This window comes from Photobacterium jeanii (genome assembly GCF_001650345.1).
GTDB lineage: Bacteria > Pseudomonadota > Gammaproteobacteria > Enterobacterales > Vibrionaceae > Photobacterium > Photobacterium jeanii.
The window spans coordinates 823,489-845,622 of record NZ_LVHF01000012.1; the positions used below are offsets into that span (position 1 = coordinate 823,489).

16 protein-coding genes are annotated in these 22,134 nt (G+C 44.4%); 7 read left to right on the plus strand and 9 right to left on the minus strand.

Going from position 1 to position 22,134, the window contains the following annotated elements; genetic code table 11:
- Position 1 precedes the first annotated feature (1 nt).
- Both A3K86_RS05070 and A3K86_RS05075 read right to left on the minus strand, forming a co-directional pair.
- Positions 2–1,015, minus strand: a complete 1,014-nt coding sequence (locus A3K86_RS05070) for an efflux RND transporter periplasmic adaptor subunit (RefSeq protein WP_068330230.1) — start codon at positions 1,013–1,015, stop codon at positions 2–4.
- A 403-nt stretch (positions 1,016–1,418) separates the two neighbouring features.
- Positions 1,419–2,927 (minus strand): fumarate hydratase, encoded by a 1,509-nt coding sequence (locus tag A3K86_RS05075; RefSeq protein WP_068328603.1) that lies wholly within the window; start codon positions 2,925–2,927, stop codon positions 1,419–1,421.
- A gap of 263 nt (positions 2,928–3,190) precedes the next feature.
- Here A3K86_RS05075 and pabB point away from each other — a divergent pair, with 263 nt between their 5' ends.
- From pabB to A3K86_RS05095, 4 genes are all read left to right on the plus strand, one after another.
- Entirely contained in the window at positions 3,191–4,606 is a 1,416-nt protein-coding gene (gene pabB / locus A3K86_RS05080) for an aminodeoxychorismate synthase component I (protein WP_068328606.1), read from the plus strand.
- 216 nt (positions 4,607–4,822) lie between these two features.
- Positions 4,823–5,464: an NUDIX hydrolase gene (locus A3K86_RS05085; protein WP_068328609.1), complete on the plus strand. Its 642-nt coding sequence runs from the start codon at positions 4,823–4,825 to the stop codon at positions 5,462–5,464.
- A 179-nt stretch (positions 5,465–5,643) separates the two neighbouring features.
- Positions 5,644–6,894, plus strand: a complete 1,251-nt coding sequence (locus tag A3K86_RS05090; RefSeq protein WP_068328612.1) for an aromatic amino acid transport family protein — start codon at positions 5,644–5,646, stop codon at positions 6,892–6,894.
- 226 nt (positions 6,895–7,120) lie between these two features.
- Positions 7,121–8,482: an L-serine ammonia-lyase gene (locus tag A3K86_RS05095; protein WP_068328615.1), complete on the plus strand. Its 1,362-nt coding sequence runs from the start codon at positions 7,121–7,123 to the stop codon at positions 8,480–8,482.
- Positions 8,483–8,619: 137 nt separating this feature from the next.
- Here A3K86_RS05095 and A3K86_RS05100 read toward each other — a convergent pair whose 3' ends face one another.
- From A3K86_RS05100 to A3K86_RS05125, 6 genes are all read right to left on the minus strand, one after another.
- Positions 8,620–9,579: an ADP-ribosylglycohydrolase family protein gene (locus A3K86_RS05100; protein WP_068328618.1), complete on the minus strand. Its 960-nt coding sequence runs from the start codon at positions 9,577–9,579 to the stop codon at positions 8,620–8,622.
- Between the two features lie 104 nt (positions 9,580–9,683).
- Positions 9,684–10,277, minus strand: coding sequence for an acetate uptake transporter (locus A3K86_RS05105; RefSeq protein WP_068328621.1), 594 nt, complete (start codon positions 10,275–10,277; stop codon positions 9,684–9,686).
- A gap of 471 nt (positions 10,278–10,748) precedes the next feature.
- A complete protein-coding gene (udp, locus tag A3K86_RS05110; protein ID WP_068328624.1) occupies positions 10,749–11,516 on the minus strand; it encodes a uridine phosphorylase in 768 nt (255 codons plus the stop codon).
- A 449-nt stretch (positions 11,517–11,965) separates the two neighbouring features.
- On the minus strand, positions 11,966–14,488 hold the full coding sequence (locus A3K86_RS05115) for a zinc/cadmium/mercury/lead-transporting ATPase (RefSeq protein WP_068328627.1): 2,523 nt from the start codon (positions 14,486–14,488) through the stop codon (positions 11,966–11,968).
- Between the two features lie 287 nt (positions 14,489–14,775).
- Positions 14,776–15,906: a M20 family metallopeptidase gene (locus A3K86_RS05120; RefSeq protein WP_068328630.1), complete on the minus strand. Its 1,131-nt coding sequence runs from the start codon at positions 15,904–15,906 to the stop codon at positions 14,776–14,778.
- A gap of 1,139 nt (positions 15,907–17,045) precedes the next feature.
- Positions 17,046–17,876, minus strand: coding sequence for an NAD-dependent epimerase/dehydratase family protein (locus tag A3K86_RS05125; protein WP_084406539.1), 831 nt, complete (start codon positions 17,874–17,876; stop codon positions 17,046–17,048).
- A 327-nt stretch (positions 17,877–18,203) separates the two neighbouring features.
- On the opposite strand from A3K86_RS05125, the gene A3K86_RS05130 reads away from it, so the two are divergent.
- Entirely contained in the window at positions 18,204–19,058 is an 855-nt protein-coding gene (locus A3K86_RS05130) for a MurR/RpiR family transcriptional regulator (RefSeq protein ID WP_068328637.1), read from the plus strand.
- Between the two features lie 383 nt (positions 19,059–19,441).
- The gene (gene pyk, locus A3K86_RS05135) at positions 19,442–20,887 is read left to right on the plus strand and encodes a pyruvate kinase (protein WP_068328639.1); all 1,446 of its coding nucleotides are present in this window, start codon (positions 19,442–19,444) and stop codon (positions 20,885–20,887) included.
- A 138-nt stretch (positions 20,888–21,025) separates the two neighbouring features.
- Here the strand turns inward: pyk and rimJ are convergent, their stop codons facing one another.
- Positions 21,026–21,604, minus strand: a complete 579-nt coding sequence (gene rimJ / locus A3K86_RS05140; RefSeq protein ID WP_068328642.1) for a ribosomal protein S5-alanine N-acetyltransferase — start codon at positions 21,602–21,604, stop codon at positions 21,026–21,028.
- Positions 21,605–21,627: 23 nt separating this feature from the next.
- Between rimJ and A3K86_RS05145 the strand changes: the two genes are divergently transcribed.
- On the plus strand, positions 21,628–22,107 hold the full coding sequence (locus A3K86_RS05145) for a methylated-DNA--[protein]-cysteine S-methyltransferase (RefSeq protein WP_068328645.1): 480 nt from the start codon (positions 21,628–21,630) through the stop codon (positions 22,105–22,107).
- The last annotated feature ends 27 nt before the right edge of the window (positions 22,108–22,134 follow it).

Genomic DNA, 22,134 nt, shown 5'->3' on the forward strand with positions numbered 1-22,134 from the left:
CTTACAGCCCTCGCTCTTTCACCCACGCCCGCACTTTTTGCCCATCTTGCAGCTCTTCAACGCCAGAGGTCGCAATCAAGGTGCCATCTTCAATACCCGCCACAATGTGATTATTTTCATTGAGGGTGACAGCTGTTTTCTTCACCACACCATCACCATTAACGGCCCACACAAACACCTGTTGCCCTTCTTTTATTAGCGCGCGTTTAGGTACAGCCCCCACTTTGCCTTTCGGGATTTTTATCCTTACTTGCCCTGACATGCCCGGCAATATGTTCTTATCGTCTGGGCGTGCCATAAACAAAGTCACCTTGTAGCTGTTTGTTTTGGAATCCGCCTCAGTATCGACTTCTTTAAATTCAGCAGAGTAAGACTGGGTTAAATCGGTATCGAAAGTCACCACTGGATTAATTGCTTTGGTATAACCTTTAAAGCGAGCAAATAAGTGGTCGGGAAGCTGGAATGTCACGTTGATTAAGCCAGAACTTTGAATATGTAGCACAGGTTCTTTAGCATTGACGTATTCGTAGTTTTCGATCATTTTCAGTGAGATATTGCCATCGTATGGCGCAACCAAGGTGGCATAACTCAGGTTTGCCTTTGCCTTATCTAAACTGGCTTTGGCTTGGTTGAGGGTGGCTTTTGAAGTGTCGTAATCAAGTTCAGAGATCACCTTGGTTTTGCGTAATTCGGCATTACGTTTAAATTGCACCAAGGCGAGCTGGTAATTTGCTTGAGCCTGTCGTTTTAATAGTGATAATTCATCTTCATTGAGCTTAGCGAGTGTCATTCCTTTTTTGACAATATCTCCCGAGCGAACAGCGATTGACGCTAATTCACCACCAACACGAAAAGCTAAAATGGCTTTATCGCCCGCTTCAACCGTGGCGGGAAAAGTTCGGAAAGATTCACTTTCGCCTACTGTGATTGCTAACAACTTAACTGGCCGAGAATCGGGCTCTGCCACTTGCTGCTCTTTCTCACCACAGCCAAGTAAGAGCACACTGGAGACCATCACCCCTGATATTTTGTGGTAGCCGTGCTTCAGACCAGCGCGTATGGCAGCGTTCACACGACCAACAGCTTCACTGCAGTTCATTCCACGCCTAGCTAGGCTATGCATGAAAACAACACTAGGGTGATGGCTAGTGCACTTATCCATAGGCATTTATACCCCTGAGTATCATCACAAAAGATCAACAGACCATTACAGTGTAGTCACTCACTAGGTACGAAAAGCCTTGGTTACAGAATGTCTTAGGAATGGGACAGGCGGAGTTAGGCAAAAAAATACTAAAAAGAAAGCGGATAAAATTAGCTTAGGGACAAAATAGCTAGATAAAATTTCACCCAGAACGAAAAAAGGAGCCGAAGCTCCTTTTCTTTAACACTCAGAATATAAAACGCAGATTTCGCGATTACGCTTCAATCTCTGCAATTTTCACTTTCCAAATATCTGGGCCTGTTTGGTGGGCATTGTTACCCGTTGAGTCAACTGCCACAGTCACTGGCATGTCTTCTACTTCAAACTCGTAGATCGCTTCCATACCAAGGTCTTCAAACGCTACCACGCGTGCTTTCTTAATTGCTTTTGCAACAAGGTAAGCCGCGCCGCCAACAGCCATCAAATAAACGGCTTTGTTTTGCTTGATAGACTCAATCGCCATTGGACCGCGTTCAGCTTTACCAATCATGCCAGTTAAGCCTGCTTGTTCAAGCATCATGTCGGTAAACTTATCCATACGGGTAGAGGTTGTAGGGCCAGCAGGACCTACGACTTCATCACCCACTGCATCAACAGGACCAACGTAGTAGATAAAGCGGTTTTTAAATTCCACAGGGAAGTCTTCACCACGTGCAAGCATATCTTGGATACGTTTATGCGCGGCATCACGACCCGTTAAGATCTTACCTGACAGCAGAATGGTTTCGCCTGATTTCCACTCTTGCACGTCTTCTTTCGTAACTTGGTCAACATTCACACGGCGAACGTTATCACCCACTTCCCAAGTGACTTCAGGCCAATCTTCCAATTTTGGTGGTGTTAGCTCTGCCGGACCATTGCCGTCTAGCGTGAAGTGTACGTGACGCGTTGCTGCACAGTTCGGGATCATGCATACCGGCTTAGAAGCTGCATGAGTTGGTGCGGTTTTAATTTTCACATCAAGTACAGTAGTCAAGCCGCCAAGGCCTTGTGCACCGATACCTAGCTTATTCACGCGATCGTAAATATCTAAGCGCAGTTCTTCTTCTGCGTTTTGCGCGCCACGTTCTTGCAACTCATGGATATCTACCGACTCCATTAGCGATTCTTTTGCCAATACCGCAGCTTTTTCTGCTGTACCACCAATACCGATACCTAGCATGCCAGGTGGACACCAACCAGCCCCCATTAGCGGTACGGTTTTCTCAACCCACTCTGCAACGTCATCAGATGGGTTTAGCATCACCATTTTGGTTTTGTTCTCAGAACCGCCGCCTTTTGCTGCGATTTGAATTTCCACTTTATCGCCCGGTACCATATCAATATGTACCACGGCAGGAGCATTATCTTTAGTATTCTTGCGACTGCCAGCCGGATCCGCAACAACAGAAGCGCGAAGTGGGTTATCCGGGTTGGTGTATGCCTGACGAACACCTTCATCAATCATTTGCTGCACAGTAAGATCGCTCTCCCACTGCACATTCATACCAATCTTAACGAAGCAGGTCACAATACCTGTGTCCTGACAAATTGGGCGATGACCTTCCGCTGACATGCGCGAGTTAATCAAAATCTGCGCAATAGCATCTTTTGCAGCCTGACTTTGTTCTTTGTTATAGGCTTTTTCTAATGCTTGAACAAAGTCCAGTGGGTGATAGTAAGAAATGTACTGCAAAGCATCAGCTACACTGCTTATCAGATCTTCTTTACGGATGACGGTCATATATGCCCTCGTTGATTATTATCATTCCATGGCGCCCGAATTGCTTCCAATCTGTGGTTGCCACCCTGTCGAGACAGGTAGGGATGGGGCAACCACGCTGCCATATTCCGTTGGCTAGTTCCTTCTATATATTTACTGACTTAAAAGGCTGTAAATACACCGAAAGGATCATCCTTGGGCGTCGTATTTAAAACTCACTTTATGATACTCTTGCGGTCAACTTCGCGCTACGCGCTAATCGAACACCTGTCACAAAAAAGAAAATGATTTGTAAATCACAATCTCCGCTCATTATCGAGCAACTTGAGTATCATCCGACAGCATCACTGGAATGGTTTGCACCTCTCGCAGCAATGCCTTGGGCTATGATATTACGCTCAGCAGCTAACAACCATCCAGATAATCGCTTTGATATTTTAGTTGCTGATCCTTTAGCCACTTTAGAGACACAAGGTGATACAACGCGTATTAAATTGTCAGATAGTGATGAAAAAACCAGCACTTCTGATCCGTTCGAGTTAGTCGCTACGCTTGAAGCACAATTATTACCCGAACTTAAACCTATGGCAGGCATCCCTTTTCTTGGTGGCGCATTAGGTTTTTGGGGTTACGATTTAGGTCGTCGCGTCGAAAAAGTGCCTTGTTTAGCAGAACATGATTTATCAACGCCTGATATGGCGATAGGAATTTATGACTGGGCGCTGATTGCTGATCATCAAGCACAAAAACTCTTTCTGATCTCACCGCAAGGAAGTGAGCGTTTAGCTTGGCTTAATACGCAAAAAGAGCGTTATACATGCAAAAATATGCTGAGCCACGAAAATCATGGTTTACAACATTCAGATGATTTCGCATTAACATCTGATTGGTCAGCCAACATGACTATCGAGAGTTATTGCAATAAGTTTAAGTGCATTCAAGATTATTTAACATCCGGTGACTGTTACCAAATCAACCTTGCTCAGCGCTTCTCTGCTCAGTACCAAGGTGATGAATGGCAAGCTTATTTGAAACTGGAGCAGCAAAATGGCGCCCCTTTCTCTGGCTTTATTCGCCTAGCCGACAGCGCGATTTTATCCGTCTCACCTGAGCGCTTTTTGCAGCACCAAGACAAAGCCATTGAAACCAAGCCGATCAAAGGCACTCGCCCGCGCTTTACTGATCCAAGCGAAGATAAACAAAGTGCCGACGATTTACGCCAAGCTGATAAAGATCGTTCTGAAAACCTGATGATTGTTGATCTACTGCGTAACGATATTGGCCGTGTCGCCAAAGCTGGCACAGTTCGTGTTCCTAAGCTATTTGATATCGAAAGCTTCCCAGCGGTGCATCACTTAGTTAGTACAGTGACAGGTGAACTCGATCAACAATACACGCCTACCGATTTACTACGTGCCTGTTTCCCTGGCGGCTCTATTACGGGAGCACCAAAGGTGCGTGCGATGGAAATTATTGAAGAATTAGAACCACACCGCCGCAATGTATATTGTGGCAGCATCGGCTACATTAGCCGCTGTGGCACTATGGATACCAGTATAACTATTCGCACTCTTGTCGCTGAACAGCAGAAAATTCATGCGTGGGCCGGTGGCGGGATTGTCGCAGATAGCCAAGATCACAGTGAGTACCAAGAAACACTGGACAAACTGAGTAAGATTTTGCCACTCTTGAGTAAATAGTAAGTAACGTGGCTATCGAGTCGACGCGTGCCAAATAACGCGAAAAAGACACTCGTAGACAACTAATTTATCAAATCGACACCTCTCAGGGATTGAGAGGTAATCACAACGTACACACTGTACTCGTTAACTAGGGTATATACTTGATATAAGCCTCAGTATCGCTTTTACAAACGTTTTGCTCGATAACACTGTGATGCCAGCCAAGGATGGATAATGGATCAACAACAGCTACTTAGCCGATTTATGTTAGCGCCGACCGCAGATTATGATGCAAGCCATCAGCTGCGTATTCGCCAACAATTTACGGCGAGTATGCCCCACCCATCTCCTTCATCTCAGGCTAAATCTGCGCAGAAGTTTAAACCTGCCGCGGTATTGATCTCGTTAGTTCCTCGCAATAATAGCTTTAATGTGGTGTTCACAGAACGCGCAAAACACCTGAAGCATCACCCTGGGCAAGTCGCGTTTCCCGGAGGGAAAAAAGAAGATCACGATAGCGATTTAATTGACACTGCGTTACGAGAAACTTACGAAGAGACAGGAATTATTTGTCATCGTGATAACATTTTAGGACAGCTTCCTGTGCTACCGACGATCAGTGGATATGCTGTCACGCCATATTTATCAACAATTTCCCCAAACTACATTCCTAAATTAGATTGCAACGAAGTTGATAATTTATTCGAGGTACCCATAAGCTTTCTAATCAATCCGTTGAATATAAAAAGCCATAGATTTACAATAAACGGGCAATTCCATGATATTTATTCCATATCATTCAGCAAATATTCAATTTGGGGCGCAACCGCGCAAATGATTAAAATTTTATCAACTCAACTTTGGCATGAGCCATAGTATCCCGTCGCATTACTTTATCTAATGTTAATAGAATATAAAGCGTGATCGTGATCACCTTTAATTGTATTGCAAAACCCATACATCCAATAACGAGATCTTAATCAAAGTTTTACTTCTATAAATCCTGAAAATGCGCACCGTTCCTAACGTTCCCGTTCCAAAGTTGGATTTATATTATGCAAACTACTACAAGTTCTGCTTCAACCTCCGTTCCTAAAACCAAATGGACTTATAAAGATTTCACATGGGCACTATCGCTGTTCGGTACAGCTGTAGGTGCAGGTGTTCTTTTCCTTCCAATTAAAGCTGGTGCTGGTGGTTTCTGGCCTCTAGTTATCCTAGCGTTGATCGCGGCACCAATGACTTGGTTCGCACACAAAAGTCTTGCTCGTTTCGTTCTTTCTTCTAAGAACCCTGATGCAGATATCACTGATACTGTAGAAGAGCACTTCGGTAAAACTGGCGCAAACATTATTACCTTTGCCTACTTCTTCGCCATTTACCCAATTGTACTTATCTACGGTGTAGGTATTACGAACACTGTTGATTCATTCCTAATTAACCAAATGGGTATGGAATCAATCCCTCGTCCGCTACTTTCAGGTGTACTTATTGCACTAATGACAGCTGGTGTTGTGTTCGGTAAAGAACTCATGCTGAAAGCAACTTCAGCAATGGTTTACCCACTAGTATTTATCCTACTAGCACTTTCTTTCTACCTAATTCCTGAGTGGAACACGTCTATGATGGAAGTTGCACCAGACTGGTCTGCAATGCCTGCAGTAATCTGGTTAGCGATTCCAATCATCGTATTCTCATTCAACCACAGCCCAATCATCAGCCAGTTCACTAAAGAACAACGTCGTGTACACGGTGACAACGCAGTAGCTAAAACTGACATGATCACTGGCGGCGCAGCAATGATGCTTATGAGCTTCGTAATGTTCTTCGTATTCTCTGTAGTGCTTTCAATGTCACCAGAGCAACTAGCACAAGCTAAAGCGGAAAACATCAGCGTTCTTTCTTACCTAGCGAACGTTCACGAGTCACCACTGATTTCTTTGCTTGGTCCACTAGTTGCTTTTGCTGCTATCACTTCAAGCTACTTTGGTCACTTCCTAGGCGCTCACGAAGGTCTTGTAGGTCTAATCAAATCTGAGAAGACTTCAGTGAAGAAAGCAGAAAAGATTTCTCTAGGTTTCATCGTAGTTACAACTTGGATTATCGCAATTATCAACCCAAGCATCCTAGGTATGATTGAAACCATGGGCGCACCAATGATTGCTGCAATCCTGTTCCTAATGCCTGTATTTGCAATGTACAAAGTACCAGCGATGGCGAAGTACAAAACTTCAACACCTGTACGTCTTTTCACTGCAGCATGTGGTATCGCGGCAATTACCTCTGTAATCTACGGCGCGCTATAATCTAACTAGTGATAGAGTGAAGACTATGTGGGCTTCGTCAAGAAAATGTGCCACAACGCATGGTCTTCAAAAAGAAATCGCGTAGAATAGTAAATACAAAGAGCAGGGATGGTTCATCACTGCTCTTTTGTTTTCTGATATCTCGCCAAGGAAGGGGCGAGACAATTAAAACGATACAGCCAGTTTAAGAGCAGAACGCTAAAAACCAGGCTGAGGTAAAATACAGATGATCAGTGTTTTTGATATCTACAAAATCGGTGTGGGTCCTTCCAGTTCACACACTGTAGGTCCAATGAAAGCGGGTAAAGAGTTTATCGATGACCTGCGTGCAATGGGCAAGTTACGTGATGTGACCAAAATTACCGTGGACGTTTATGGTTCGCTTTCTCTTACCGGTAAAGGTCACCACACAGATATCGCTATCATTATGGGTCTTGCAGGCAACAGTCCTGAGCATGTTGATATTGATAGCATCCCTGGCTTTATTGCTCGCGTTGAAGAAACCGAGCGCCTACCTGTTGGTATGCACTGCCACACCGTTGACTTCCCTCGTGACGGTGGCATGAACTTCCACACGACTAACCTACCTCTTCACGAAAATGGTATGACTATTACTGCGCATATCAATGAAGAAGTAGCTTACCAAAAGACTTACTACTCTATCGGTGGTGGCTTCATCGTTGATGAAGAAAACTTCGGTAAAGAAGCTGAGTCTACGGTAAAAGTTCCTTACATGTTCACCACAGCTGAAGAGCTTGTTGACCAATGTAAAGAAAGCGGTCTTTCTATCAGCTCGCTAGTAATGTCTAACGAGCGTGCAATGAACGCTGAAGAAGAAATTAATACTTACTTCTCTAATATCTGGAAAACCATGCGTGAGTGTATGGAACGTGGTATGAGCGAAGAAGGTATCCTACCTGGTCCACTACGTGTTCCTCGTCGTGCTGCAGCCCTACGTCAGCAGCTAATGACTAGCGAAAAACTAAGCAATGACCCTATGACTGTTGTTGATTGGGTTAACATGTACGCTTTCGCAGTTAACGAAGAAAACGCAGCAGGTGGTCGTGTTGTTACAGCTCCAACAAACGGCGCATGTGGCATCATTCCAGCAGTACTGGCTTACTACGACAAGTTCATCCAGTCTGTTGGTCCTAAAGAATACACGCGTTACTTCGCAGCTTCTGGTGCGATCGGTGGTCTTTACAAGCGTAACGCTTCTATCTCTGGCGCTGAAGTTGGCTGTCAGGGTGAAGTAGGTGTTGCATGTTCTATGGCGGCGGCTGGTCTTGCTGAGCTTATGGGTGGTAGCCCTGAGCAAGTATGTATGGCTGCAGAAATCGCAATGGAACACAACCTAGGTCTTACTTGTGACCCAGTTGCAGGTCAGGTACAGGTTCCTTGTATCGAGCGTAACGGTATCGCAGCGGTTAAAGCTATCAACGCAACACGTATGGCACTTCGCCGTGCTTCTGCACCACGTGTATCGCTAGATAAAGTTATCGAAACTATGCTTGAAACTGGTAAAGACATGAATGCTAAATACCGTGAGACTTCTCAAGGTGGTCTAGCAATCAAAGTAATCTGTTAATATCGGTTATTAGCTAAATAGCAAAAAGCGACTACCCTTTGGGTCAGTCGCTTTTTTTATTGCCTACAATCCACAGCTCAATACTTATCAGTCATCTACCCAGCGACTTTTCTGCAATTGGCTTGTTCAAATAGCCACTAATTCGCCCTTGCCAACAAAGCTTCAATGTCTTCTGCGGTGGCTTCGCCATTTTGTAACCGCGCTAACCATGAAATTGGGATCCCTTTTTCATCGCCAAAGCCATAGCAAGCCCCTGCGATTGCGCCAATAAGCATCGCACGTCCACAACTATCACCAGAAGCGCGAATGTTGTTTAGCACCGCCTCTGTAAAGCTATCACTGTTTTGTAGTATCCATGCCGACAGTGGCAAGCTGTCAGGCAAGTGACAAGCTTGATTGACGATAGTCAGAACATGGTTGAGATCGTTCACATCCCCAGTCAGCGCCCTCACCTGCTCGATTTTGTCACGGATAGGCTCTGGCGATTTTATTTTGAGAATATTAAGGACAGGATCAATCCGTTGTGAACGCAGTGCTTCATTTAACGCACTAGCAAAGGCTTTCGCACACTGAAGTGCTGTATCGCCTTGATGAGTAATACCAACGATACGATCAATTTCTTGTTCGAGTTGCTCAGAAGAATACTTAAGTGCGACCAGAGCAGGTACAGCGCATAATGCAGGATTTTGATCATCATCGCTGCCAGAGTCTTCAGGCCAATCTTCTGGGTCTTGCGAAAATAATGTGAGTAATAATGCCTTGGTGGGAGTATCAACATAACCCATGAATTCACCGCCCGGGCCAAAATACTCCAGCATTTGTTGCTGCATTTGATTAATAGACAGACTTGGATCAGCCAGTAAGCGAATGTACAAGGCTAGCCATTCACCGTAGATGGTTTGCTCCCCTGCCACCAGCTTATCGTGAGCATAATAGCCATCGACACCCTGATAGTGTTCAGCATTAGGTTCAATAAAAGGAAAGTTGGGAAGTGAGGTCAGCGCTTTAATGCGCTCGGGTGAGTATATCCAGTGAGTACCCATACTCGCAGCATCTGCAATCAAAGCCCCCATGATTGCTGCATAACGTCGTGCCATAGCGCCTTCCTTAGATCGTCAAAGAATAATGGTGTAAGACAATACTATTCTAGACGATCAAAAAAACCTCGCCGAAGCGAGGTTTTTCTAAGAATTCAGAGCAATTAAGCTGCCGCTTTTAGGCTTGCTGCTTGAGCTGCTTTCTTCTCACCGATTGGTAGTACTGTGCGACCAAACTCGTTGTTTAGTACTTGCGCCATTGCGAAGTAAATAGCACTTGCACCACAGATGATACCTTCAAAACCAGCGATTGTGCCGATTAGCGCGCTACCAGTGAAGTCACGAGCTGCAAGAAGGAAGAATAATACTGTTAGAGAAGCAAATACGAATTGCTTAGCACGTGGGTAGCATAGTGAACCGATGAACATGAAGCCAGTGAAGATGCCCCATAGTAGTAGGTACCAACCCATGAATGGTGCAGGGCTTGCAGCTAGACCCATCTTAGGCATAACCATTAGACCAACAAGCGTTAGCCAGAATAGACCGTAAGAAGTAAATGCCGTTGTACCGAACGTGTCACCACGTTTGAAGCACATCATGCCTACTAGCACTTGACCAAGACCACCGTAGAAGATACCCATTGCTAGGATCATTGAATCAACAGGAAAGAAACCCGCATTGTGAATGTTTAAAAGGATGGTAGTCATACCAAAGCCCATTAAACCTAATGGTGCTGGGTTAGCTAGTTTTGTAGACATTGAGTTCCCCTACAGGACGTAGTTCAAAAAAAGTAATAAATATTAAAAAATGTATGCATGTGTAATGCGCGGCGAATTCTAATAGAAGAAAATACGGAGATCAATCCAATCAGCGTTGAAAAAAGCATCAAACGGGAAAAATATTCAAGTTTTTTGATTTAAGTAAATATCGAGAAGCTCATTTTTATTGATACAAGTGTTACTAACTGTAAAATCTGTAACTCCTCACCTGCTTAGCCGCTTTGATAAAACACAGCTCATCTATCTAAATCCCCTGACATCTACCGAGCAAAAATCTCATTACGCAAAGTCAAAGTGCCAAACTCAGCGCACAAAAAAACCACCCGAAGGTGGTTCTTATATGTCATCGAAATTAGAGCAATGAAAGAGAGTGTAGCCTTTTCACCAAGAGCTTTGTCCAAATAGCCTTAATGCCTCGCACTCTCTCCATTCACTTAATCACGTTAACTATTACTCAGCAAGCATACGACGAGCTGCATCTACAACCACTTTGATTGAGCGCGTTTCTGTCTCTTTTAGCGTTGCGTGATCTGGGATCTCTTTCTGAGTACGGTTGATGATTACACCCGCAACACAACCAGCACGTAGACCAGAGCTTGCACACATAGTTAGTAGTGTTGCTGATTCCATTTCAAAGTTAAGCACACCCATTTGTTGCCACTCTTCCATTGAACCTTGGAAACGACGAACAACACGGCCAGTGAATGTGTCGTAACGTTCTTGACCAGGGTAGAAAGTATCACTTGATGCAGTTACACCAGTGTGAACTTTTGCACCGTCAGCATCACACGCCGCTTTCATTGCTGTCGCAACAGCAAAATCAGCAACCGCAGGGAATTCCATTGGCGCGAAGTGTAGGCTTGCACCATCAAGGCGTACAGAACCTGTTGTTACAATCATGTCGCCTACATTGATGTGTGGCTGGATTGCACCCGTAGTACCAACACGTAGGAAAGTACGAACACCTAGTTGTGCTAGCTCTTCAACCGCGATAGAAGTAGAAGGACCACCGATACCAGTAGAACAAACAACAACAGATTTACCATCTAGCTTGGCACGGTAAACCGTGTACTCACGAGAACTTGCTAGAAACTCAGGGTTCTCCATTAGATTTGCGATTTTTTCAACACGTGCTGGGTCACCAGGAATAATCGCTAGCTCTGCGCCTTGAAGATCCGCTTGTGTCACACCTAGGTGGAAAACTGCATTGTCAGACATACTGATATCCTTTTTATCTTTTTGTGCTCTGTATAGGGTTGGCAGAGCAATGAATCACGTTCTACTTATTCACTTTCAATAAGTATAAGGGCGTTAACTTGGCTAACCATTCTTGTGGTACAGACGGTTTTATACATCAAGTTTCACCCTTAAAGCATGGACTTACGATAGCCTAACCTATGACACATTTAAGTGACTTTTATCACGTTAATAAAAATCACTGAGTTTTCATTTTTCACAATTAAGTGACCCACATCACCAAAAATCGTTTGCACAGGTGACAGATCACAAAAAAAACGCGATTCAGAAGAGCTAAACCGCGGCTTTGATTCATAAATTTCGATGGTAAATTAACCAGCTAAAGATGCCGATTATGCATCTCTTAATAACAATGTGATTGAACATTGCTGCACCATTATTCTTTTGCAGCAATGCTCACCTTTTGGTATTTACTTGTCAGGATTAAAACGCAACAAGCGTAAAGCATTCAAAGTAACGAGTGCGGTTGCACCACTGTCAGCTAGCACAGCGACCCATAATCCCGTCATACCGAGTAATGTCGTCACCAAGAACACACCTTTAAGCCCTAATGCTAAAAAGATGTTCTGGCGAATGTTCAGCAAGGTTGCACGTGACAGGGCAATCATTGTTGGTAGCTCTGAAACACGGTTGTGAGTCAGTGCTGCATCGGCTGTTTCCAACGCCACATCGGTACCGCCGCCCATCGCAATCCCAATAGATGCTGTTTTCATCGCAGGGGCATCGTTAATACCGTCACCCACCATAGCTACATTGTGAATATCATTCATTTCTCGCACTGCTGATACCTTATCAGCAGGCAGCAGCCCAGCGCGAAAATCAATACCAATATCGCTAGCGATAGCTTGTGCTGCTCGTGGGTTATCCCCCGTTAGCATCACTGAACTTACACCCATTGCTTTAAGCTGTTGGATCGCTTGTGCAGAGTCATCACGCAAATTATCACGCCATGCAATCACCCCTACAGCTTGCTCATCACGAAGCGCAACTACCAAGGTTTTACCTTGTGATTCCAGCTCATTCACCGCATTTTGCTGCTCAGCCGTTAAAGTGACAGCTTGAGGTAGACGATCAGCGGCGTATAGCGCCAATGTAATACCGTCAATCTCACCTTGGATACCCTTACCAACAATCGCTTCACGATGATTGGCTTCGGTAACGCTAATATTTTTAGCTTGCGCTGCTTTCACAACAGCCACCGCTAATGGGTGCAATGATCCAGCTTCCACTGCTGCCGCTTGACGCAATAGCGTTGTTTCATCACCTTGCCAGCTGATAAGGTCAGTCATCACTGGCTTGCCTTCAGTCAAGGTACCCGTCTTATCGAACGCTACCGTTTTAATATGACCAAGTTGCTCTAGTGCTGCACCACCTTTGATTAGCGCACCACGTTTAGCAGCAGCGGCTAACCCCGAGGTAATCGCAGCCGGTGTTGAGATCACCAAAGCACACGGACACGCAATCAACAGTAAAGTTAAACCACGGTACAACCATTCATCCCAAGACTGAGCAAAGAACAGTGGTGGCGTTACAATAACTAAAGTCGCTAACACAATCATCGCAGGGGTGTACCAGCGGCTAAAGCGGTCAAGGAAACGTTCCAAGGGCGCTTTACGTGATTCTGCTTCTTCAATTAAGTGCAAGATACGGTCGATAGCGTTATCGCCCTGTTCAGACTCAATCGTTAGCTGCACCACTTTGTCGGCAACTAATGAGCCCGCCATTACTTTCTCACCCGGCAAGCGTTCAACAGGGACTGATTCCCCCGTCAGCGCACTCTCATCAAAGCTAGCAGCGATATCACGAACAATGGCATCAGCAGGTAAACGTGCGCCCGGTGCAACTTCAATAACGTCCCCTTTTTGAAGGCTATTAACAGCCACTTTCTGGCGCTCACCGTTGGGTTTAATCACAGTTGCTTCTTCTGGCACCAAGTCCATCAGAGCTTTAACACCGCTACGAGCTCGTGACGCTGCGTATCCTTCTAACTGCTCACCCAATAAGAACAGTAGCAATACCATTGCGGCTTCTGCGGTTTCACCTAAGTACAAAGCACCCAATGCCGCAACCGACATCAAGGTTTCAATCGAGAATGGTGAGCCACTTTTTGCCAATGTCCACGCTTTCTTTACGATCGGGATCAAGCCCAAAATGGTAGTCGCAGAAAACGCTATCAAACCATAAAACTCAGACTGGCGATCAATCACAAACGATACCGCCATCATCAAGGCAATGGTGATCAACGCCATATGTTGCTGGAAGAAACTTTGCTTTTCTTCGTCAGGACGCCCATTTGCACCAACTAAGCGAAAACCAGTTTCTATTACTTTTTGTTCGATAACCGCCGCCATTGGCGATGCTGTCGTCACCACCAGTTTTTCAGTCGCAAACATGACTTTGGCATGCTTCACTCCTGCAATACCCATTACGGCTTTTTCTAACTTGGCAGCACATGCTGGGCAGTCCATTCCCAGTACGCTCCAGCGCTGGCGATGACCTGAAATAGCAGTGTCGTCTTCTATTTCTTGATCCTTGGAGCCACTAGAGCACCTACCGCTACTGCAGCAACCGGCACTTTGAACATTTTCTTGCGAATGATGATGAGTATCTGGCCCAGCAACGACTGCCTGTTGGCAATTACTCATATCCAGCGAGGAAGATAGCACTGCAGATTGCGGTTGAGCCGCATTGGCAGACGAGAATACTTTAAAGGCAGGCTTTATAGTTGAAGATGAAGCGCTTCTGGCACCACCATCGTCGCCACCATCACCACCACTGTCGCAGGTTTCTGCGCTACAGCATGATGATGCCGTTGAAGTAGATGAGCAGCAGTCAGCAGCAACAGCGTTTTGAACAGTAACGGTATTAGCGCTTCCTGATACAGATTTCGCAGTATGAATATGTGTTTTTTTACTATTACATTGAGCGCACATAGTGATTCTCCTTAAGGCGCACTTTCCACTGTGTGTATTTACAAGCAGCTACTTTCCAATGGGGTTTGAAAGCCGCTGATTTTGAGAAAAAAGTAGAAAGATAATTGTGTCTTCACAATTAACTATAAACCTTGGAGCTGGGTCTAAGGTCAAGCATCTTGCACCATCTTTTTGCGGAAATTAGCCATGCCGGAAGGATAAAAAAGCCAAAACACAAAGTTTTGGCTTTTAGTCGTCAATTTGTAGTGAACAATAACGCTGCGAATACTGTGTTTTAGGTAAGATGACTAGGCAATCAGACGACGTAAGGTATTCGCTAATAGCGCGATGCGCGGCTCGATTGAGTCAATGAGCAAGTATTCTTTTTCACTGTGGAAACCTGCCCCCATAGGACCAAAACCATCAAGTGTTGGGGTACCAATCGCTGCCGTAAAGTTACCGTCAGAGCCGCCACCAGCATCTTCCCAACCGTAAACGATGTTAAGCTTTTCCGCTTCTTCGCTAACTAGCTTGATCAGAGTTTCTGTATCACTGCTAGGCTGCATCGATGGTTTAAACGTCAAGCGATTTACCGTTACTTTTGCGCCTTGTTCAAACGGCGTTTCAGCCATTGATAGTAATTTCTCGTGAATTGCTTTTGCTTCGTCAGTATTCCAGAAACGCAGATCCACCGTTGCTTTAGCGTAGTCAGGTACCACGTTAACAGCCATGCCACCTTCAATGATACCGACATTCATGGTGGTGCCTGTTTCTAGATTTACCATATCTTTAATTGCTAGCGACCAATGACTCAGCTCATAGATCGCATTCACGCCCTCAGCGAGAGCAGAACCGGCATGAGAGGCAACGCCGTGGAATTCGATTTCATACTTGGCATTACCCTTACGCGAACGGATCAAGTTACCTGTTGGGCGCGATGCTTCACAAACCAACACCTGACGGCTTTGGCGGGCAATACTTTCTAGCCACTCACGAGAATAGATAGAGCCAATCTCTTCGTCACAGTTCAAGGCAACCACAATCGCTAAGTTCTCAAGCTCTTGCGATGACAAAGACTTCAGCGCATACCAAGCACTCAAAATGCCCGATTTCATATCGGTTGCACCAGGGCCGTACACTTTCTCGCTATCGAAGCTCATTGGACGAGCCGCCACTGTCCCTTCTGGGAACACTGTATCCATATGTCCGCTGAGCATCACATCATAATGATCAGCATTAGGTTTATTGGTAATAAACAAACATGGACCCGCATCAGGATGCGGTTGGTGGCGAGTAACAGTGAAACCAATCTGTTCAAACATTGGCGTAATAACATCCGCCACTTTGGCAATACCCGCTGGCGTGTGACTACCACAATCAATATTTACTAATTGCGCAAGTTGCTCTAGATAGGTTTCTAGCTCGAAACACTGAGTCATCGTATTCTCCTTTAACGACTTAGAGAGAGCACTCATAGTGGCAGAGCCCTTTTATCGAAACCCTGATTTACATCATTATTTAGCAAGCCAAATTCCATTCAGAGACAAAATTAGCCCTCAGCAATAGCAAGCAATAATTCACTTTCAAATCATTATGTTAGAAATTGAGCCACAAATTTTCCAAAATTTTTTGAACTAAGCCGATAAACCTCAGTCATATATAGTGACATTAAGATTGACGATATATGAACTGTTCGCTGGCCGCCAACATGCCTTCTCTCTCTTCAATCTCAGATGCCACTGCTGCTTAACTCCTAATTGTGTAAATAGAGCTTCGCCCACTCCTTCGAGTGGGCTTTTTTTTATTTTTACAAAACCTAATGCAAGTAAATTTACGCAAGCACCCAAAAACTCAAATTTACACCATTTAAAATCAAAGACTTACAAAATAAATGACAGAAAATACAATTTTAAGTGAACCTTTCGCCAAAGCATTAGTCAGAATATATGACATTCATATTAATGGTGATTCCTGAATCCTTTTTTCATCATTAATTATTGATGCCACTGCTGCTAAAACTCCTTATTTTGTGTAAATATCTATACCTTATTTGGTTATCCCGCTGAAAACTCAGCGGGATTTTTTTTGCCTGTTGCTTGTGGTTTCTGTCTGTAAAGCCTTTATTTTCATACATCCAGAGCTTCATTTAGCGACAGGTACTCATTTAACTTCATATCTTTTATTGCAAGAAATGTATGTCGCAAAAAGCTTGGTGATAGTTACGCCATAAAAATACTTGATTCATCAACAAAAAAACGCCAATCGATAAAAAAGTAACTTTTTTGGAAATTATTTTGAACCATCCGAAAAACCATCAGTCATATATTACAGATTGAGATTAATAATCAGCCTTTTATTCATTTGGTCACCCTAAACATCAAATGAAACCCTTATTTAGGCAATGCTACTGAGTCCTGAGATTATTAATCTTAAGCTGCCACTGCTGCTTAACTCCTAATTTTTTGGAATTCACGCTGAGCTACCTGCTCAGCGTTTTTTTATGTACGTTTTTTATGTTTGAGCAAAAGGTTCCAGCCGCAGCCGCTTTGATTACACTCGAGCTTATTTTAGTTAACCTTCATTGCTTTAGCTCTGGCATTCCAGCCATTAAATTATCATTTGCAAGCGTTAATCCAAGCCAATCGCATGTTTGCTGTGCATTGATCCATTTACCTTGGCTTCCATCTTCATCCGCAAATTGCGGAACAGGTAATCCAACCGTCATCGCCATCTTGCTGTAGTAAGTTTTACGTGAAGGATGCGCACTCGCAGCCAAATGAAAAGTGCGCTCTGAAGGCAACAATTCCCAACGATTTATTAGTGCCGTAATCGCTTGAATACAATCATCTAAATGGATCAAATTAACCGGTGCACCGCCATTTGTTATCCCTTCTCGCCCAGCTAAGAAGGTCACAGGGTGTCGCTTAGGGCCAATTAACCCTGATAAGCGTAATACCGCAAGATCGTCACCCCACATAGTGCGCAATGCTTGCTCTAGTTGATAATGTGTTTGGCCCGAAATCGAACTAGGCACAGGCGATGTCACCTCTGTGATCTCACCTTGCAGTTCGCCATAAACAGAAGTGCTACTAATGAAAATCACTCTTTTGCAACCATGAGCTCTGGCCTTGGTTACAAGTTCCAAAATGGCATCGTAATAGTGATCAGCAAACACGCTACCTCGTCCCGGTGGTACATTCACCACCAGCACATCACACTTCCATAGTGACGCTAAGTTATCACTTACAGATTCCTGTAATGGCAACGTCAGTACATAACCATCAATTCCTTCCGCTTGTAATAGTGCCGCTCCCTCTGGCGTTTGTTTGGTTCCTTTAACGCTGAAACCTTGTGAAACTAGATGCTTTGCTAAAGGTAGCCCTAACCAGCCACACCCACATATACTCACTGTGTTCAAATTCGTTGTTCCTTAAAGCAAAAAGACATGTCAGCTTACCTATTAATAAGCCAGTTATTAATTTCAGGCTGTAAATTAATTCCCCCAATATGAAATTAAATAACAGAATTAGTGCAAAACCGCGCAAAAATTTATGGAATTTACGCATTTTATTTTCAATTCTGAAAGGGAAAACTCGATCCCTGTCAAATTATAATAAAAAGGAATGCTCATATTGATCGATTCACTAGGAGTAACAATCAAACAGGTAGTATAGTTTCATCATATTGGCTGACCCCTTAGCCTTTTGAAATTCAGTAACGAAGCGCGGTAATCTCGATGAATACCCTAGAAAAGATTCAAAAAAATTTAGATAACTTCAGCAAGTCTGAACGTAAAGTTGCCGAAGTTATTATTGCTTCCCCGCAAACCGCTATTCACTCCAGTATTGCGACTCTTGCAAAAATGGCTGATGTGAGTGAGCCAACGGTGAACCGTTTTTGTCGCCGTTTAGATACTAAAGGTTTCCCCGACTTCAAATTGCACTTAGCGCAAAGCCTTGCTAATGGGACTCCTTATGTAAACCGTAACGTTGAAGAGCATGATGGCCCTGATGCTTATACATCTAAGATTTTCGAGTCCACGATGGCTTGCTTAGATGTGGCAAAGAACAGCCTAGATCCACAGCAAGTGAATCGTGCTGTTGATTTGCTAACCCAAGCAAAGAAAATCTCTTTCTTTGGTCTTGGTGCTTCAGCATCTGTGGCGCACGATGCACAAAACAAGTTTTTCCGCTTTAACATTCCTATCGTGTGCTTTGACGATATCGTAATGCAACGCATGAGCGTGATTAACTGTAGTGATGGTGATGTGGTGGTGGTGATTTCTCATACTGGCCGCACTAAGAGCTTGGTTGAAATCGCACGCACAGCACGTGAAAACGGCGCAACTGTGATTGGTATCACTGCGAAAGACTCACCGTTAGATTTTGAGTGTTCGCTGTCGATTTGCCTTGATGTACCAGAAGACACTGACATCTACATGCCAATGGCAAGCCGCGTTGTACAAATGACGGTAATCGATGTACTGGCAACAGGCTTTACCTTACGCCGTGGTGCAGGTTTCCGTGAAAACCTTAAACGCGTTAAAGACTCACTGAAAGATTCTCGTTTTTCAAAACAAGATCTTATCTAATTTGATCGCAGAGCAATCTGCCTTTCAATCCCTCTATCAAGGCATGAATCTTTATTCATGCCTTTCTTTTTACTCCACTTTTCCAACAAGCTCTTACCACCAGCTTAGTTTTAAAAACTATTGCCCTAACCCCGCAAACGAGTATGCTTTAGCTTCATCATTTCTCCACCTGTAATCAACTACACTTACTCCAGTTAATGGCTGCATAAAGTGTCTTTGCTATGCAATAACTTTTCATCAAAAACACGTATATTTCTTACACTTTATTGATGAATAACAACGATCATTTCGCCGTATTTGTAGTAATATTTCACACAGGTTGATAACTGCAAACCGTTCCAAATCAGTCTATCAATCTTCCCAAATCACAAATGGAGTTCCCAATGTCTGAAAGGCTAAGACGCACAAAAATCGTAACTACTCTGGGTCCAGCAACTGACCGCGATAATAACCTTGAGAAGATTATTGCTGCTGGCGCTAACGTTGTTCGTATGAATTTCTCCCACGGTAGCCCTGAAGACCACATTCAGCGTACCAAACAAGTACGCGAAATCGCTGCGAAACTAGGTAAACACGTTGCAATTCTTGGCGACCTACAAGGTCCAAAAATCCGTGTTTCAACCTTCAAAGACAACAAAATTCAATTGGCTATCGGTGATAAATTCACCCTAGATAGCGACCTAGCTAAAGGTGAAGGTAACCAACAAGCTGTTGGCCTTGACTACAAAGAGCTACCAAAAGACGTGACTAACGGTGACGTACTGCTTCTTGATGATGGTCGTGTGCAACTTAAAGTGCTTTCTGTTGAAGGCAATAAAGTACACACCGAAGTGACTGTTGGTGGTCCTCTATCAAACAACAAAGGTATCAACAAGCAAGGTGGCGGTCTGTCTGCAGAAGCGCTAACCGACAAAGACAAAGCTGACATCCTAACGGCTGCAGCAATGAAAGTTGATTACCTAGCCGTGTCTTTCCCACGTAACGGCGAAGACATGAAATACGCACGTCGCCTAGCAACTGACGCCGGTCTTGAAGCAAAACTCGTCGCTAAAGTTGAGCGTGCTGAGTCTGTTGTTTCTACAGAAGCGATGGATGACATTATCCTTGCATCTGACGCTGTAATGGTAGCGCGTGGTGACCTAGGTGTTGAAATCGGTGACCCTGAACTAGTAGGTGTTCAAAAGAAACTGATCCGCCGTGCTCGTAGCCTAAACCGTACCGTGATCACTGCAACTCAAATGATGGAGTCAATGATCACGAGCCCAATGCCAACACGTGCTGAAGTAATGGACGTAGCAAACGCCGTTCTTGATGGTACCGATGCGGTAATGCTGTCAGCTGAAACAGCAGCAGGTAGCTACCCAGTAGAAACGGTAACGGCAATGGCTAGCGTTTGTATGGGTGCAGAGAAAGAGCCAAGCATCAATGTTTCAAACCACCGTCTAGCACGCACGTTTGAATCAGAAGAAGAAACCATCGCAATGTCGACCATGTACGCGGCTAACCACATGGAAGGCGTGAAGGCGATGATTGCAATGACAGAATCTGGTCGTACACCACTGATGATGTCTCGTATCTCTTCTGGTCTGCCGATCTTTGCGATGTCACGTAACGAAAGCACACTAAACCGTGCGGCACTATACCGTGGCGTAACACCTGTGTTCTTCGATCGTGATAGCGATGCAGGTCTTGAAGCAGCTAAACACGCGGTTGCTGTATTGAAAGAGCAACACTACCTAGCAACAGGTGATCTTGTGATCATCACCCAAGGTGACGTAATGGATACCGTTGGTTCAACCAACAACATGCGTATCCTAACTGTTGAGTAATCACTAACTGTGAGAAAGCAATAGTTACCCAGTGGGTATAAAGACTAAAAAGGGCTTATCAGCAAATGCTGATAAGCCCTTCTTTTTATCGTGCGTTTGGCTGAACTAAGTACGTCCAACCAGTGACTTATAACGTCATTAAACTGGCTTCCAATTCGGGTTTCGCTTCGACGTAAGTACGTGATCTTCCCAATGACCATTAATCAATAAATAGTCTTTGGCATAACCTTCACGCTCAAAGCCTACACTTTGCAGTACTTTTTCACTTCGCTCATTACGTGGCATATACGCCGCCATGACACGATGGAAATTGCGATCTTCAAAAATCCACTGCACCGTCGCATCAACAGCACGACGCATAATACCTTGCCCTTGGAAAGCCTCGCCAAGCGAGTAGCCGACGTGACAAGCATGGAATGGATGCTTAACCAAATTACTAAAATTCACGACACCACAAATCTCATCACTACCCTGCTGCTGAACCACAAAATAATAAGCTAAATGATGTTTTTGCAATTCTGTCAATTGGATTAATCGCTTCTCCCACCCGGCTAGCGTATAAAAGTGCTCTTCTCGCAAAGGCTCCCACGGCTGAAGGTAGGCGCGATTTTTTTGGTAATAAGCTGTAATGCGCTCAGCATCTTTGCTAGCAATCAGGCGAATTTTAAGTTCATCGACTGCTAAATTTGATGAACGGTTTATAATTGAATGAAACAAATTAGTCCCTTAAAGCCGTAACTATGTATTTCGACTACCTTGATACTGATATTGGTAAAATCTTCCTGCTGGCTGATGAACGTGGCTTAAGGCGATTAACCATCTGCAGTGCTGGATTTCGACCCGATGTTAATTGGGATCACAGCCCCATCAAAATGCGACCTTATACCCAAGAGTTGACTCAATACTTTCAAGGTAAACGCCAACAGTTTGAGTTTCCAGTAGCCCCTCAAGGCACCCAGTTTCAATGCCAAGTTTGGCAAGCACTTCGTAACATTCCTTTCAATCAGCAACAAACCTATCAGCAAATTGCTAAAAAAATCGGTGTTCCCTACGCGGCGAACGCGATTGGCATGGCACGAAATGTGAATCCAATCCCCATTGTGATCCCTTGCCACCGTGTCGCGGTCAACGATAGTTGCCACTACCATTTTGGTGATGATATCGCCAAACAATTACAAGCGCTTGAAACAGGAAAACTGGCATTGATTAACCAACGCTAATCACTCATTAACGTGAGCCAGCAGCTA